General features: G+C 71.7%; 13 protein-coding genes. 7 read left to right on the forward strand and 6 right to left on the reverse strand.

The window, feature by feature from the left end; translation table 11 throughout:
* Positions 1-14 precede the first annotated feature (14 nt).
* From dqs_RS09390 to dqs_RS09400, 3 genes are all read right to left on the reverse strand, one after another.
* Positions 15-3,629: a DUF748 domain-containing protein gene (locus dqs_RS09390; RefSeq protein WP_065340296.1), complete on the reverse strand. Its 3,615-nt coding sequence runs from the start codon at positions 3,627-3,629 to the stop codon at positions 15-17.
* Entirely contained in the window at positions 3,626-4,648 is a 1,023-nt protein-coding gene (locus tag dqs_RS09395) for an AI-2E family transporter (protein ID WP_065341690.1), read from the reverse strand. The genes dqs_RS09390 and dqs_RS09395 overlap by 4 nt, the downstream gene beginning before the upstream one ends.
* Positions 4,649-4,752: 104 nt before the next feature.
* On the reverse strand, positions 4,753-6,171 hold the full coding sequence (locus dqs_RS09400) for a trypsin-like peptidase domain-containing protein (RefSeq protein WP_065340297.1): 1,419 nt from the start codon (positions 6,169-6,171) through the stop codon (positions 4,753-4,755).
* 173 nt (positions 6,172-6,344) lie between these two features.
* Between dqs_RS09400 and dqs_RS09405 the strand changes: the two genes are divergently transcribed.
* Entirely contained in the window at positions 6,345-6,683 is a 339-nt protein-coding gene (locus dqs_RS09405; protein WP_011765497.1) for a BON domain-containing protein, read from the forward strand.
* Positions 6,684-6,871: 188 nt separating this feature from the next.
* Complete coding sequence (locus dqs_RS09410) at positions 6,872-7,045, forward strand: DUF1328 domain-containing protein (protein WP_011765498.1); 174 nt, start codon at positions 6,872-6,874, stop codon at positions 7,043-7,045.
* A gap of 30 nt (positions 7,046-7,075) precedes the next feature.
* Here dqs_RS09410 and dqs_RS09415 read toward each other — a convergent pair whose 3' ends face one another.
* Both dqs_RS09415 and dqs_RS09420 read right to left on the reverse strand, forming a co-directional pair.
* The gene (locus tag dqs_RS09415; RefSeq protein ID WP_084018379.1) at positions 7,076-8,572 is read right to left on the reverse strand and encodes an NAD(P)/FAD-dependent oxidoreductase; all 1,497 of its coding nucleotides are present in this window, start codon (positions 8,570-8,572) and stop codon (positions 7,076-7,078) included.
* Positions 8,573-8,594: 22 nt separating this feature from the next.
* Positions 8,595-8,969 carry a sensory rhodopsin transducer gene (locus tag dqs_RS09420; RefSeq protein WP_011765500.1) on the reverse strand — a complete coding sequence of 125 codons (375 nt, stop codon included), beginning with the start codon at positions 8,967-8,969 and terminating at the stop codon, positions 8,595-8,597.
* A 433-nt stretch (positions 8,970-9,402) separates the two neighbouring features.
* Here dqs_RS09420 and dqs_RS09425 point away from each other — a divergent pair, with 433 nt between their 5' ends.
* Entirely contained in the window at positions 9,403-9,723 is a 321-nt protein-coding gene (locus dqs_RS09425; RefSeq protein WP_065340298.1) for a hypothetical protein, read from the forward strand.
* A 148-nt stretch (positions 9,724-9,871) separates the two neighbouring features.
* Here dqs_RS09425 and dqs_RS09430 read toward each other — a convergent pair whose 3' ends face one another.
* Complete coding sequence (locus dqs_RS09430) at positions 9,872-10,609, reverse strand: hypothetical protein (RefSeq protein WP_065340299.1); 738 nt, start codon at positions 10,607-10,609, stop codon at positions 9,872-9,874.
* Positions 10,610-11,069: 460 nt separating this feature from the next.
* Between dqs_RS09430 and dqs_RS20730 the strand changes: the two genes are divergently transcribed.
* The 4 genes from dqs_RS20730 (at position 11,070) to dqs_RS09450 (ending at position 14,856) form a co-directional block, all read left to right on the forward strand.
* Positions 11,070-11,477, forward strand: a complete 408-nt coding sequence (locus tag dqs_RS20730) for a TraR/DksA family transcriptional regulator (RefSeq protein WP_011765503.1) — start codon at positions 11,070-11,072, stop codon at positions 11,475-11,477.
* Positions 11,478-11,490: 13 nt separating this feature from the next.
* Entirely contained in the window at positions 11,491-12,909 is a 1,419-nt protein-coding gene (locus dqs_RS09440) for a cytochrome ubiquinol oxidase subunit I (protein ID WP_065340300.1), read from the forward strand.
* Positions 12,902-13,924, forward strand: a complete 1,023-nt coding sequence (locus dqs_RS09445; protein WP_065340301.1) for a cytochrome d ubiquinol oxidase subunit II — start codon at positions 12,902-12,904, stop codon at positions 13,922-13,924. The genes dqs_RS09440 and dqs_RS09445 overlap by 8 nt, the downstream gene beginning before the upstream one ends.
* Before the next feature lie 131 nt (positions 13,925-14,055).
* Positions 14,056-14,856: a TetR family transcriptional regulator gene (locus dqs_RS09450; RefSeq protein ID WP_065340302.1), complete on the forward strand. Its 801-nt coding sequence runs from the start codon at positions 14,056-14,058 to the stop codon at positions 14,854-14,856.
* Positions 14,857-14,877: the final 21 nt, after the last annotated feature.

Raw genomic sequence — 14,877 nt, forward strand, 5'->3', positions numbered from 1 at the left:
GCGTCGGTGCCGGCTCAACGCGCCTCGGCTTCCAGCGCCAGCTCGGTACCCGGCTTGCCCCCGGCGGCGCTCGCGTCGCGCAGCGTGATCCGCTCCGCCGCCACGCCGCGCGCGGCGAGAAACTCGCGAACCGCCTGCGCGCGCCGTTCGGCCAACTGGCGCAAGGCATCCTCCGGCAGCGGCTGGCGTGCGGCCAGGGCTTCGAAGCGCTGACGGTAGCGGGCGGTGGGGTTGGTCACCGCGTCGGTGACGGGTTCGCCGGATTCCGCCGTCCCGCGGGCGGCCGGCGCAGTCGCGGAGAAGTCGTCGACGCCGTGGGGCCCGGCCTGTCCGCGCCGGCAGTCCTGACCGCGTCGCGAAGGCAGGCTGGCGACGCCGTAGTCCTGCGCGGGGTGTTGGGGGTCGCAGTCGTCCGCGGTGGCGAGCGCGCGCGCAGCGCCGCCGCCGCGCTTGCGCGCCGGGGACGGCGCGGTTTCACTGCCGGCCGCGGCCCCGGCCACGCTCTCTTCTCCCGACGTGTCGGCGTGGCGGGCCACCGCCCGTTGCACCGCGGGGTCGCCGAAGTCGAGCACCGCGGGGCCGGCTGCATCCACCGGCTGGCCGGCCGCGCGGGCGATCTCGCGCCGCAGGGCCTGCTCGCGCAGCGCAGCTTCGTCCTCCGCCGCCCAGGTGCCGTGCACCGCCAGGCGCAGTTGCGGCCGCTGCGCGAGCGCTTCGGCAAGGCGGCCGAGGCGTTCTTCCTCCTGCGCCGCCAGCCGCGCCGAACCGGCTTCGAAGGCGACCGCCTCGTCGTCCTCGGCCTCGCCGCCGCCGGCGAGCCGGCCGAGGAAGCGGAAGGGCGCGGTAACCACGCGGCGCAGCACGTTGCCGATGGCGTCGCGCACCACCTGGCCGTATTCGAAACGCGCGTCATCCACCCGGCCGCGCACCGGCACTTCCAGATGGACGCGGCCGTCCGGGTCCTTCAGCAGCGCAAGCGCCAGCTCCAGCGGCAGGTCGAGCGCGTTGGGCGCGTCCACCCTTTCGCCGAGACGGAAGTCCTCCAGCGTGATCGCGTTGTTGCCGTCCAGCTCGCGGTCGAACACGCGGTAGCGCACGCCCAGCCACAGCCGGCCGGAGGCGATCTTGCGGCCGGCGAAGGTGGCGCTGTAGGGCGATAGCTGCGGCATCGCGACATTGTCGAAGCGCACTTCCAGGTCGGTCAGCTCGTCCGGGGCAAACGGGCGGATACGGCCTTCGGCGCGCGCTTCCCCATGCGGCTGGATGCGGCCGCGGGCATCGACCACCGCCTCGCTGCCGGGCCGGTTGTCGATGCCCAGCATCTGCCCGGCGAGCTGTTCGACGCGGGTGGAAAAGGGCAGTACCAGGCTGAAATCGGCGAACTCCACGATGCCGTCGCGCAGTTCCACGCGCTCCACGCGCAGCGGGAACTCCGGTGCGCCGCGCGGCGTTCCGGGCGTGGTGGCGCGCGCCACCTCGCGCCCCGCGCGGCGCGCTGCCTCCTCCACGCCGGTATCGGGTGTGCCCTTGTCGCCGCGCTTGAGGTTGGCGAGGTTGAGCTTGCGATCGCGGTCGATGATCAGGCGCGCCTCCGGGCGACCGAGCACCACCTTGTCCAGATGCAGGCTACCGGGGGCGAGCTGCAGCGCGCCGTGGGCGGCCACCTCGCCCGCGCTGAACAGCGGGCGGTCGTTCTCCGCTTCGACCACCCGCAGCGCCGCCAGCGCCACGCTGCCCTCGGCGCGCAGGCGCGGGCTTTCGGCTGCGCTGTAGCGCAATTGCACGTCGCCGCCGACGCGGCCGTCCTTCAGGCGCACGGTGGCGTGGCGTTCCAGCATCGGCGCGGCGGGAGCGAGTGCCAGGCCCTCCACCCGCAGGCGCGCCTCGGCGCGGCTGCCGTCGCCGGCGGCGCGGCCTTCGGCGCGCAGGGTGCCGCCGCTGTCGACGCGCAGCTCGGCGTCGAAGCCGAGGCTGTCGGCGCGGCTGTCCACGCCGGTCAGGCGCGCGCGGCCCGCCAGCCGCAGCGCGATCGGGCTGTCCGCGCGCCGGTCTTCCACGCCGAGGTCGATGCCGTCGGCGACGACTTCATCCGCGTTGTAGCGCCACGCGGGGCGCGCCGCGCTGCCGGCAGTGTCCGCGCGCGGGGCGGCGGCGGGCGCGCTGCGGCCCAGCGCCGCGGGCAGTACAACCCGGCCGTCGGCGTCCACGGCGATGTCGAAGCGGATGTCGACCAGTGCCAGCCTCGCCGCCCCGACGCTGCGCTGTGCGGTGTCCAGATGGCCGTCGGCAATCTCGATGCGGCCCGCGGCGAGCGGCGGCGCATCGGCGGCGGTGTAGCGCGGCGCGGCGAGCGTGCCGTGCAGCGCGTGGATCGCGGCGCCGCCTTCGCTGCCGCCGAGGACGAGGTCCGCGCGTGCATCGACCCGCGCGCTCTCGATGCGCCGGCCGGCGCCGGCAAGTTCGCGGTAGCGGACCGCGAGCGCGCTCAGTTCGGCCTGCGGCAGCTCGATCTGCCACGGCGCCTCTTCGGTGGCCGAGGCCGCGGGCTGGCGGCGAAGGCGCGCCCAGTCCAGCGTGCCGTCGGCGTCCGCGCTGACGCCCACGCTGCCACCGGCCAGCCGCAGGCCGCGCAGCACGAGCTGGCGGCCGGCGAGGTCCAGCCGGCCTTCGGCGATGGAGAGTGTGTCGAGCGCGAGCAGGGGTTCGCGCGCGTTTTCCGGCTGCAGCGTCAGGGCGCTTGCCTGCAGCGCAAGCTGCTCGACCGTGACCTCGGGCTGGTCGCCCGCCAGCGCCACCCAGTAGCGTGCGCTGGCGCTGTCGATGCGTCCGCCGGGCGCGGCGAGCCGCCAGTCGCGCTGCACCAGCGGCCACCAGGGCGCGAGCGGCGCGGCGTCGAGGCGTAGCGTGCCGCTGCTGTGGCGCCCGGCGAGCGCGAATTCGCCCTCGGCAGCGATGCGGCCGTCGCCGGGCAGCGTGGCGCCCACCCGGTAGCTCGCCGGGCGCGCGGAAGGCGCGGTGGCGAGGCCGTCGATCTCCGCGTCGAGCGCGGCGACCGCGAGCGCCGCGTCCGGGCTGGCGCGGTCGATCAGGGTGAGCGTGGCATTGCGCAGCGCGAGGTGGCGGATGAGGACATCGGCCACCGGCGTCTCGGCCGGGGGCGGGGCAGCGTCGGGGGCGGTGGCGCCGATGGTGCCGGCGGCGTCCTGCCGCGCGGGGGCGGCCTCTGCGGCAGCAGCCGGCGCGGGTGCGCGCGGCAGCAGCCAGCGCCCGTCCTGATCGCGCACCAGCTGGACCTTCACGCCGTCGAAGCTCACCTGGTCCAGCGTCCAGTGGCGGTAGGGCACCCCGGCCCAGTCGAGATCGAAGCGCGCGGACTGCGCGACCAGCAGCGGGTTGCCGTCGGGCTGCGTCAGCGTGGCGGGGCCGGCTTCCAGGGTGAGCAGAAAGGGGTTGATCCGCAGCGCGTCGAGCGTCAGCTGCAGGCCGAAGCGCTGCGACACCAGTTCGGGCAGCTTGCGTGACACCAGCCAGGGCAGCAGCAGAAAACCCGCCGCGGTGTAGAGGGCGAGCAGGGACACCGCCACCGCGGCGGTCCATACCGCGATCCGGCGCCGGCGCGCGGCGCTCATTTGGCGTCCTCGGCCGCCGCCGCGGCTTCCGGCGCGGGCTCGTCCGGTTCGACGTAGAGCATGCGCACCAGCACCACCCCGGTGGCGGTCAGCGGGGTGGCGAACATCACCCCGAGCGCGCCGAGCAGGGCGCCCAGCAACACCTGCGCCGCGATCGTCAGCGCCGGCGGCAGCTTGACGCTGCGCAGATCCACCAGCGGCGACAGCACGTAGTTCTCCGCCGCCTGCACGCCCAGGTAGAGCAGCACCACAGACAGCGCCTGCTGCGGCCCCAGCGCCAGCGCCACCAGCACCGCCGGCAGCGCGGCCAGCACCGGCCCCACATAGGGCGCGAATTCGAGCGCGAACGCGATCAGCCCGAGCGCCAGCGCCAGCGGTATGTCGAGCAGCCACAGCCCGATCGTGACCGCGGTTCCCACCACCACCATCTTGATGAAGGTGCCGAGCAGCCAGTTACGCAGGGTATCGACCACTTCGTCCATGACTTCGGCGGCGCGCTCGCGGTTGTCGCGCGGCACGAGGTAGAGCAGGCCGTCGCGGTAGGTCTGCGGGCTGACTGCGCCGTAGAGGCCGATGAACATCACGATGAAGAAGCCGGCGATGGCGCCCAGCGTGGTCGAGAACAGGCCGCCGATGCGCTCCACCCATTCCGCGTTCTGCGGCACCAGCGCGGTCAGGTCGCGCTCCGCGAGCAGTGCGCGCCCAATCTGGTATTCGCGCATGCCGCGCTGCATCTGGGTCCAGGCCTCATGCAGGCGGGGGCCGAGTTCGTCGAGCTGGGTGGCGGTCTCGCCGCCGAGGAAAACGCCGCCGAGCACCACGAGGCCGCCGAGCGCGCCGAGCACCAGGATCAGCGCGGTGGTGTCGGTGACGCGTGCGCCGCGCGCCACCGGCTCCACCAGCCCGCGCAGGAAGAGGCCGAACAGCGCCCCGGCAAACACCAGCAGCACCACGTCAGCGATCGCCCACAGCAACAGCCCGATGCTGCCGAGCAGCACGACGACGGCGACCAGCACCATAGAGCGGTCGGCGCGGCGCGCGTCCGCGGCGCTGCCCGGGGTGGGCGGCGCGACGGCGCGCGCACGCCGCCGGCGCGGCTGCGGCGAGGGGGCGCGGCGCGGGATCAACCCGCCTCCTGCAGCCGCCCGGGCACCTCCACCGCGACGAAGAGGGCGGCCGAACCGCGCCGTACCAGCAGCGCGGCGCGGTCGCCGGGCGCCTCCTGCAGCAGCCGGTCGAACTCGCCCCGGCTGGTGAAGGACCGTCCGCCGACGGCGAGGATCACGTCGCCGTAGCGCAGTTCGTCCTCATGGCGCGCGGCCGGCGCGCGGTCCACCCGCAGCGCGAAGCCGGCGCCGTACTGGCGGCACACCTCTGCCGGCAGCGCGCTCAGCACCAGCCCGTGATCCGGGTGGGCGGGGGCCGCCGCGGCGGGCGGGGCCGCGCGCTGCACGGCGTGCTCGCCCATCGTCACCGTGACGCGCTCGGGGTGGCGGTCGCGCCACAGCGCCACCTCCTGCCGGCTGCCGGGCGCCGAATCCGCGATCATGCGCGGCAGCGCCGCGGGCGTGGCGGCCTTGCCGCCGAAGCCCAGGATCACGTCGCCCGCGCGCAGCCCCGCCGCCTCGGCCGCGCTGCCCGGTTCCACCATGCTGATCAGCACGCCCTGGCCGTCGAAGCCGAACGCGCGCGCGAGCCCGTCGCTGAGCGGCTGCACCGAGATGCCGAGGCGCCCGCGCCGGATTTCGCCGTCGCGTTGCAGATGACGGGCCACATCGAGCGCGACCTCGATCGGAATCGCAAACGACAGCCCCAGATAGCCGCCGGTGGGGCTGAAGATCATCGAATTGACGCCGACGACCTCGCCGCGGCGGTTGATCAGCGGCCCGCCGGAGCTGCCCGGGTTCACCGCCACGTCGCTCTGGATGAAGGGCACCTGGCCGCCTTCGCCGAGGTTGCGCCCGGTGGCGCTGACGATGCCGGCGGTGATGGTGTTGCTGAAGCCGAACGGCGAGCCGATCGCAGCCACCCATTCGCCGGCGCTGACGGAGGCCGAGCTGCCCATGCGGGCCACCGGCAGGCCGCTGGCGTCGATGCGCAGCAGCGCCACGTCGCTGTGGCTGTCCGCGCCGACCAGCCGCGCGGGGTATTCGCGCTGGCCGTCGGCCAGCCGCACCGTGATCGAGGTGGCGCCCGCCACCACGTGGGCATTGGTGAGGATGAGTCCGTCGGCGTCGATGATGAAGCCGGAGCCGAGGTCTTCCACGGGCTGCTCGGGGCCGGCGGCGATCTGCGGCGACACCGCGTAGGCGGGGTCGGCGGGCGAGGGCGGCCGGCTGTCCCGCACGGTGGCGGCCGCCGGGCGCAGCGCGACGATGTTGACCACCGCCGGGCCCTGGGTCTGCATCAGCGCGCCGAAGTCCGGCGCCTCGCCGGCCGGGCGGCAGCCCGCCAGCGTACAGGCGGCGCACAGCGCGAGCGCGGCGAGGCGGCTGCGGGCGGTGCCTGCTGCGCGGATGACGCGGGTGCCGGGGGAGAACATGACGATGACTCCGTGGAGGGCCGACGACAGCGGAGTAAGCAAACGCGGTGCCAGGAAGCTAGGACGTCCGGGTACGCCGATTGCGAAACGGGGGCACCGCTCGTCGAGCGGCTTTCCGGCCCCTGCTCATCGGCATGACGCCCGACGGGGGCGAATCTACGGAGGATTTCAAGATGAACAGCAGACGTTCCTTCCTTGGCGCGGTCCTGGCCGCGACCACCCTGGCCACCGTGGGTGGCACCGCACTCGCAGAGGGCACCAAGGCGCGCGACGGCGATCGCAGCGCCGGCGAGTATGTCGACGACAAGACCCTTGAAACCAAAGTGAAGTCCACGCTGATCGCGACCGAAGAGGTCAAGGCGCGCAACATCGAGGTGCAGGCCCGCAACGGGGTTGTCACCCTGGGCGGCACCGTGCATTCCTCGGCCGAGGCCGAACTGGCGGTGACCAAGGCGAAAAGCGTTTCGGGCGTGAAGACGGTCAATAGCAACCTGAGGGTGGCCAAGGACTGAGCGTTGCCCGCGGGGGCGGTGCCGGCGTGCTGCGCCGGCCCGGCCGCGCGGAATGTCTTACCCGACGTTGTAAATTTTTCAACGTTCGCGGCGGCAACCGCCCGGCATGCAGCAGCACCCCCGCCCGCGCGCGATCCGCGTGATCGCGCACCGCCGGCCGATCCCGGCCTGTTCAGAGGAGCCGTCGCATGATCAAGTGGGCCATCATCTTCTTCATCATTTCGTTAGTGGCCGGCCTGTTCGGCTTTACCAACATTTCCGCCGGCGCCGCGGGCATCGCCAAGGTGCTGTTCTTCATTGCACTGGCGATCTTCCTGATCGTGCTGATCTTCGGCGTGGGCCTCGGCATGCTGGTGTTCTGACGCGCACGGCGCCGGACGGCGCCGGCGCCTTCAGTGCAGCTTGACGCGCGGGTGCGCGCGCCGCGTGAGCCAGTGGCCCACGGTGACGAGCACCGTGCGCGCGGCGCCCACCAGCACCGCGAGGTGGCGGCGGTACAGCAGCCAGTAGCCGAAGCGCGCGCGGATGCCGCGCAGGACGTAGCGCCGCCCGTGCGCGGTGCGGACCTCGCCCAGCGCCTGCTCCGGCCCCATCGAGACGATGGTGCCGTGGTCGCGGTAGCTGAAGCGCAGCGGCGGCTTGCCGGCCAGCCGGCGCTGCAGCGAGCGGGTGAGCAGCAGCGCCTGCTGCTGCGCAGCCTGCGCCTTGGGCGGCACCGGCTTGTCGTCCGGGCCGGGCGTGCAGCTCGCGCAGTCGCCGAAGGCGAAGATGTCGTCATCCACCGTGGTCTGCAGCGTGGGGCGCACCAGCAACTGGCGGCGGTCGTTGGTGACCAGGCCGTCGAGCTTTTCCAGCACTTCCGGGCCTTGCACGCCGGCGGCCCACACCACCAGGTCGGCGGCGATGCGCTCGCCGCCTTTCAGCAGCACGGAGTCCGCGCACACCTCGGCCACCTTGGCCTGCACGCGGATGTCGACTCCGCGCGCGGCGAGGTCTTCGCCCGCCTTGCGCCCGAGGCCCTGGGGTACCGAGGCCAGCAGGCGGTCGCCGGCTTCGATCAGCGAGATCCGCAACGGCAGCCCGAGGCGGCGCAGCTCGCGCCCGTAAGAGGCAATCTCGCCGGCGGCGCCGGTGAGTTCGGCCGCCAGTTCCACCCCGGTGGCGCCGCCGCCGACAATGGCGATGTGCACCGGCTCGCCGGTGGTCATCTCGGCGCGCGCGCACAGTGCCAGTAGGCGGCGGTGGAAGCGCCGCGCCTCGTCCGCGTTGTTGAGCGAGATCGCGTGTTCGCGCGCGCCCGGCGTGCCGAAGTCGTTATCGACCGCGCCCACCGCGATCACCAGCGTGTCGTAGGCCAGCGGCCGGCGCGGCGCCACTTCCATGCCGTCGTCGTCCACCAGCGGCGCGAGCCAGATCGAACGGTGCGCGCGCTCCAGCGATTCCAGCCGGCCGAGGTGGAAGCGGAAGTGGTGGTCGCGCGCCTGCTGCAGGAAGTCCAGTTCGTTTTCCTGCGACCCGAGCGTGCCCGCCGCCACCTCGTGCAGCAGCGGCTTCCATACGTGGGTCAGCGCCGCATCGACCAGGATGATCTCCGCCGCGCCGTCGCGCCCCACGCTGTCGCCCAGGCGCGCCGCCAGCTCCAGCCCGCCGGCGCCACCGCCGACGATGACGATGCGGTGGCGGGCGATGGCCGTCTCGCGCGAGGCGAGATCGGCCGCGCTGCGGCTGCGGCGGGGCTGACCGATGGCATCCAGAAAGTCGGCTTCGCCGGAAAAACGGCTGCTGCCGGGCGTGGACGCGGGGTCCGCATGCGGCGCCGGCGACAGCGGCCGCGCGCCGTGGGGCAGGGCCGCCGCAAGCAGGGGAAAGCGCAGGGGGAGGGCAGGCATTATGTTCTCCGTGGCGTCCGCGTCAGCGGTCCGCATAGGCAAGCGTGGTCACCAGCGACAACTCGGCGTGGCGTGAATCGAGCCGGCTGTGCTGGACCACGATCGGGCGGTCGGACTCGATCACGCTGGCGTAATCGGTATCGAGTGGAATCGGTTCTGGGTCGCGCAGGTCGTTGAAGCGCAGATGCACGGTGCGTTGCGCCGGCACCGTGATCAGGTAGGGCCCGGCAGGCTCGCGGTCGGAGAAATACACCGTGATCCGCACATGCGCGTCATAGCGGCCGGTGTTCAGCAGGCAGGCGGTTTCGTGGCTCACCATCCGGCGTCCGCGCTCGCCGTTCTGTGGCGGAAGGTAGCCTTCCGCGATCGCCCAGCGCGTCTTGCCGATGCTACTCATGGCGGCCCCCCTGTTCTTGCGCCGCGGGGCCTATGCACCGGGCGGCACAGTGAGCCCCGCATTGGAGAGGGGCGTTTGCGCAATCGGATCTGGGTCCTCGCGTGGGCGGTGGCGAAACGAAAGGGCGAAGGGCGTGCGCGGCGGATCATGAGCTGCCTCCATTGAAAAAGATTCCGCTTTCACCGCCTGTGCAAGCGGCATTCCCGCAAGGGTATTTTTTTCAATTCCCCACTCCGGGCGGTGGCCACGACACAAGGCCGGTGTCCGTGGAAGCCAGTCCGGCGCTGGGTTGCATGCCCGCGCCCATGTCAGGTGAATCCGCCGGAATTCCTTTCGGGTGGCGCCCCGGCATATTTCACAGGGGGGGTGGCAAGAATCCTGCTGGTACAGGTCATGCGTTTCATTTCACGAATGTGATGGCAGGAGGCCCCCGATGCACTGCACTGTTCACTGCCTCGTATCGGCCGAGGACGAGCTTCAACCGCTGATGGAGCGAATCGCCGCCGCCGGCATCGCCAATGACGCCGTGCAGATCGTGTGGCGGCCCCCGGCCGAGAGCGCGGCGGCGCAGGTGTCGCGCGCCGCGATGTCGGCGTGGGGGGTGTTTCTGGTACCCGCCGTGTGGTGGTGGTTTCTGGGCAACGCGGCCTGGTTCGCAGGGGGTGCGGCCGAGGTGCCCGGCTACCGCCCGCCGCAACGGCGCAGCGCGCTGGCGGGCCGCCGCCCGCGTTTCGCCTTGCTGTCGCGGGATTGAGGTTACGGCGGCGGCACAAACAGAGACGGCCCCGGATGGGGCCGTTTTAACGAGGGGCGGTGCCCCGATGAGGCAGGCGGCGCAGCGCCGCCTTTGTTGCGCTGCAATGCGGTCGCGGGGCGACCGCGGCAGCTGCGGCGGTAGCGCCTTAGGCGCTGCGGCTGCGCTGGGTGCGTTCGCGCTCGCTGTTGCCCGCTTCGGACATCTCGCTGCCGGCCTTGCGCGTGGCGCTGCGCATCGCTTCGCCGATGCGTTCTCCTTCTTCATTTACCGCTTCCACCTGCCGGTTGGCGATCTCGCGGGTGCGCTCCATGTTCTGACGCACCGTGGCGCGGAACTGCTCGCCGCCTTCGCGCAGGGTTTCACGCGTGACGTCGGTCAGCGACTCCGTTGCGCGGGCCATTTCCTCGGCCTGCTGGCGGGTCAGCGCCTTCAACTCCTCCAGGCTTTCGGATGCCTGCTGCTGCAGTTCCTCCAGCCCGTACTGCCAGCGCTCGGCAAAGTCGATCGCCTGCTGTTCGAGGATGCGCGAGACGTGGTTCTGGATCTCGGCGCTGGTTTCCTCGGCATGGTCGGTGAAGCGCACCGCGTTTTCGGTGCTGGTGGAGAACAGCCGCAGGGCGCGGTCGTCCTCGATGGTGAACATGCGCGAGTAGTCCGGCAGGCCGAAGGCAGCCGCCGCGCGCAGCTGCGCGCGCATGACGATGCGCGCGGTGGCCGCGTGCAGGTCGTAGAGTTGGCCCATGCTGCGCAAGGTGGTGGCGGCAAGGTTGGACGCCGCGGTGGCCGCCGCGGGACGACCGCCGTTGCCGCTGTTGCCACTGTCCTGCTGGCCGCCGTCGTCGCGCGCCTTCAGGTCTTCATTGGCGGATCGGGATTGAGCCATGTCGCATCTCCTTGGTCGGGTGATTCAACGGCGCCGACGGTTGCCGGAGCCACAGTCCTCGGCATGCTGGGTCGGACTGCTTTTGGTGCACCGCAAACGGCGGGCCTGCATGGTGTCGGCCGGAAACCCCAGGAGGGCGTGCCGCAGGCTCCCGCCGCAGCGCGGAAACGCACGGAATGAGGACCGTCGCGGCCCGTTTCGGGCGGCGGAAGAAAATTCAACGAAGAAGAAAAAACTACCGCTTCGCATACCGCGCCGGCAGGAACGCGGCGGCGCCGGAGCCACCCGGCGGCGCGTTCGAATCCCGGCAGGGCAGGGTTTGCGGCTGCGGTGCAAGGCCGCGCCGGGGCGGGGGCGCTGGGCACCCGCTTTGCTCACGGGGGGCGAAGGCCGCGCTTCGCCGTGCCCAAAGCGGGCACAGCCCCGCGGGCGCCGCCTTCAACCGCCACTGGAGACAAGCATGAACCACCTGAACGACGACGAGATCGCCGCCCTCGGCGCCCTGCTGGACGAACGCGAACGGGCGTTGAAATCCGGTGTGCACGAACACGTTTCGCGCCTGCTGGAAGGCGGGCAGCCGGGCCTGACGACCCCGGCCGGAGATGCCGCCGACCAGGCCGAAGTGGGATTGACGCGCGAGCACGAGAACCTGGCCGTGGTGCGCGACGTGCGCGAGCTGCGCGACATCGAGGCCGCGCGCGAGCGGATCGCCGAGGGCGAAGCCGGCATCTGCGTGGATTGCGGCGAGGAGATTCCCTTTGCGCGGCTGGAGGCCCAGCCGACCGCGACGCGCTGCGTGCGCTGCCAGTCGCTGTACGAGCGCACCCACGCCGCGCTGCCGGAGGTGTCGCCGGCGCGGGAAGACTAGGCGGACCGGCGCGATGGAGGCCGTGGGCGATGCGGTGATGCTGGCGCGGGTGCAGTTTGCCGCCAACATCACGTTCCACATCCTGTTCCCCGCGATCACCATCGCGCTCGCCTGGGTGCTGCTGTACTTCCGCGTGCGTTACAACCGCGGCGGCGGCGACGCCTGGCTGGATGCCTACCGCTTCTGGGTCAAAGTGTTCGCGCTCACGTTCGCCATCGGCATCGTCAGCGGGGTGACGATGAGCTTCCAGTTCGGCACCAACTGGCCGGGCTACATGGAAACCGTGGGCAACATCGCCGGCCCGCTGCTCGCCTACGAGGTGCTCACCGCGTTCTTTCTGGAGGCGAGCTTTCTCGGGATCATGCTGTTCGGCGTGGGCCGCGTCAGCCGGCGGGTGCATACGCTGGCCACCTTTCTGGTGGCGGCCGGCACCACGCTGTCGGCGTTCTGGATCCTGGCGCTCAACTCGTGGATGCAGACGCCGGTGGGCTTCGAGATGATCGAGGGCCGCGCCTACGCCACCGACTGGCTGGCGATCCTGTTCAATCCGTCGTTTCCGTACCGCTTCACCCACATGCTGATCGCTTCCGGCCTGACCGCGGCCTTTCTGGTGGCGGGGGTTTCGGCGTGGCGCTGGCGTCGCGGCGAACGCGGCGGCGACGTGCGCGCCGCGCTGCGCACCGGGGTGGTGATGGCGGCGACGCTGATTCCGCTGCAGATCGTGGTGGGCGACCTGCACGGCCTCAACACCTTCCACCACCAGCCCGCCAAGCTGGCCGCGATGGAAGGCATCTGGGAGACCCAGCGCGGCGCGGCGGCGGTGCTGTTCGGCCTGCCGGACGAGGCCGCGCAGCGCAACCGCTACGAGGTGGCGATTCCCGGCCTGGCCTCGCTCTACCTCGGCCATTCCTGGGATGCGGAAATTCGCGGGCTGAAGGACTTTCCCGGCGCGCATCCGCCGGTGGCGCCGGTGTTCTGGGCCTTCCGCATCATGGTGGGGGTGGGTCTGCTGATGCTGGCGGTGTCGTGGTACGCCCTGTGGGACATGCGCCGCCGCGGCGAACCCGGCCCGCTCGCCAGCCGCGCGCTGGTGCTGATGACCTTTTCGGGCTGGGTTGCGCTGGTGGCCGGTTGGTACGTCACCGAGATCGGCCGCCAGCCGTGGCTGGTGTACGGCGTGCTGAGCACCGCCGAGGCTGCGTCCACCGTGCCGGCCGGGCGCATCGGGCTGACGCTGGCGATGTACCTGACGCTGTACGCGGCGCTGCTGACCGCCTTCATCTCGGTGGTGTTCCACCTGGCGCGCAAGGCGGGCGAGGGCGAGCGCGCCAAGGACATGAACCCGGTCAACGATCCTTTCCGCGCCGGGGTTGGCGTGCTGGCGCCTGAACCGGCGGGGCCGGATATCGAAGACAGGGGCGGCCATGCCTGATCTCTCCCAACCTGCCGGCTGGCTGCCGCTGGTGTTCCTGCTGGTGATGGGGCTGGCGATCCTGGTGTACGTGGTGCTGGACGGCTACGACCTTGGCCTCGGCATCCTGCTCGGCTTCGCCGACGACGCCGAGAAGGACATCATGGTGGCGTCGATCGGCCCCTTCTGGGACGCCAACGAAACCTGGCTGGTGCTCGGCATCGGCGTGCTGCTGACCGCTTTCCCGCTCGCGCACGGCGTCATCATGGGCGCGCTCTACCTGCCGGTGGCTGCGATGCTCGCCGGGCTGATCCTGCGCGGGGTCGCGTTCGATTTCCGGGTGAAGGCCGAGGCGCACCACAAGCCGTGGTGGAACCGCGCGTTCTGCGCCGGCTCGCTGCTGGCGGCGCTGTCGCAGGGCTACATGCTGGGGTTGCTGGTGGTGGGCTTCGAGCGCACCACCATCCATGTGCTGTTCGCCGCCTTCATCGGCCTGTGCCTTGCTGCCGGCTACGTGCTGCTGGGCGCCGGCTGGCTGTTGATCAAGACCGAAGGCGCCCTGCAGCAGCGCGCCGCGCGCTGGGCAGGCGCCGCGCTGTGGTTCACCGCCTTCGGCATCGCCGCGGTGTCGGTGGCGACGCCGCTGCTCAGCCGCGCGATCTTCGACAAGTGGTTCGCGATTCCCAACCTCTTCCTGCTGGCGCCGATCCCGCTGATCACCGCCACGCTGTTCGGCCTTTCCGCGCTGGCGCTGGCCCGTTTGCCGGCGCAACTGGAACGCGGGAATCAGGCCTGGACCTGGGTGCCCTTCGCCGCCGCAGTGGGCGTCTTCATCCTCGCCTTCCACGGCCTTGCCTACAGCCTGTTCCCGTGGATCGTGCCGCAGCGCATGGACCTGTGGCAGGCCGCCGCCGCGCCCGGCTCGCTGATGTTCATCCTGGTCGGCGTGGTCACCGTGCTGCCGATGATCATCGCCTACACGGTGTTTGCTTACCGGGTGTTCTGGGGCAAGGCGACGGATCTGGAGTACGGCTGAGACCGCATGCCAGCGCCGCGTGTCGGCACCGTCTTGGTGGCTTCAGGCCGTGGTCCCGGCGGGCAGGGGGCGCACCTCGCGGTATCCTTGCAGGACAGCCCCCCGCGGCGCTTTCGGGAGAACCCGGTTTCATGGTGGACAAGGACTGGATCTTCGTACTCGGTGCGCAGGATCCGGAGATGCGCGAGATCGAACGCATGCTGCGCCGCGCCGGGCGGCCCTACATCCATGCCGCGCGCAACGGCCAGCGCTGCGTGCCGCGCACCGCGTATGAAGCCAACGGCGTGGTGCGGATGTCGCGCTCGGGCCAGCCGATGCCGGCGGTGCTGCTGCCGCGCGCGCCTGCGGTTTTCGTGGAATGCAGCCTGCCCGGCCACCCGGCCGCGTTGCGGGTGGACCACCACAATCCCGGCGACCCCGGCTACGACAAGCGCGCCGAGGCTTACCTGCAGGGCTCCTCGCTCGGCCAGGTGCTGCAACTGCTGGAAATGGAGCCCGACACCACCCAACGTCTGCTGGCCGCCGCCGACCACTGCCTGACGGCCGCCTACCGGGGCGAGTGCCCCGGCGTGGATCCCGGCGAGTTGCTGTTCCAGCGCGCGGCGTGGCAGGCAAAGATGAGCGGGCGCAGCCTGGGCGACGTGGTCGACGGCATCCTGGGCGCAGCCCGCCAGGTGGAGCGCAACTTCGATTCCGAATTCGGCGAAGCGCTGTTCCTCGACCCCACCGAAATCCCGCCCGACCTCGCCGAAGGCGCCGCCTACGCGGGCCGCCCGGTGCGCTACCGCCAGTTGCTGCCCACCCACGACCTCAAGGAAATGCTGAAGGGCGCCGAGCCCGAGCACATCGAACGCTTCATGGCCGAACACCAGCAGGCAGGGCGGGAGGTGTATGGCAATCCGTATCGGGGGTATGCGGGGGCGTATTTGTGAGCACGGCGGGGCGGGCGAGAA

The sequence above is a fragment of the Azoarcus olearius genome, assembly GCF_001682385.1.
Taxonomy (GTDB): Bacteria; Pseudomonadota; Gammaproteobacteria; order Burkholderiales; family Rhodocyclaceae; genus Azoarcus; species Azoarcus olearius.

What these genes read in the sequence shown, in the direction of transcription:
- dqs_RS09415 (WP_084018379.1), bottom strand. Translation starts at nt 8,572, where the DNA reads ATGCCTGCCCTCCCCCTGCGCTTTCCCCTGCTTGCGGCGGCCCTGCCC.
- dqs_RS09390 (WP_065340296.1), bottom strand. Translation starts at nt 3,629, where the DNA reads ATGAGCGCCGCGCGCCGGCGCCGGATCGCGGTATGGACCGCCGCGGTG.
- dqs_RS20730 (WP_011765503.1), top strand. Translation starts at nt 11,070, where the DNA reads ATGAACCACCTGAACGACGACGAGATCGCCGCCCTCGGCGCCCTGCTG.
- dqs_RS09400 (WP_065340297.1), bottom strand. Translation starts at nt 6,171, where the DNA reads ATGTTCTCCCCCGGCACCCGCGTCATCCGCGCAGCAGGCACCGCCCGC.
- dqs_RS09405 (WP_011765497.1), top strand. Translation starts at nt 6,345, where the DNA reads ATGAACAGCAGACGTTCCTTCCTTGGCGCGGTCCTGGCCGCGACCACC.
- dqs_RS09450 (WP_065340302.1), top strand. Translation starts at nt 14,056, where the DNA reads ATGGTGGACAAGGACTGGATCTTCGTACTCGGTGCGCAGGATCCGGAG.
- dqs_RS09425 (WP_065340298.1), top strand. Translation starts at nt 9,403, where the DNA reads ATGCACTGCACTGTTCACTGCCTCGTATCGGCCGAGGACGAGCTTCAA.
- dqs_RS09410 (WP_011765498.1), top strand. Translation starts at nt 6,872, where the DNA reads ATGATCAAGTGGGCCATCATCTTCTTCATCATTTCGTTAGTGGCCGGC.
- dqs_RS09445 (WP_065340301.1), top strand. Translation starts at nt 12,902, where the DNA reads ATGCCTGATCTCTCCCAACCTGCCGGCTGGCTGCCGCTGGTGTTCCTG.
- dqs_RS09420 (WP_011765500.1), bottom strand. Translation starts at nt 8,969, where the DNA reads ATGAGTAGCATCGGCAAGACGCGCTGGGCGATCGCGGAAGGCTACCTT.
- dqs_RS09440 (WP_065340300.1), top strand. Translation starts at nt 11,491, where the DNA reads ATGGAGGCCGTGGGCGATGCGGTGATGCTGGCGCGGGTGCAGTTTGCC.
- dqs_RS09430 (WP_065340299.1), bottom strand. Translation starts at nt 10,609, where the DNA reads ATGGCTCAATCCCGATCCGCCAATGAAGACCTGAAGGCGCGCGACGAC.
- dqs_RS09395 (WP_065341690.1), bottom strand. Translation starts at nt 4,648, where the DNA reads ATGGTGCTGGTCGCCGTCGTCGTGCTGCTCGGCAGCATCGGGCTGTTG.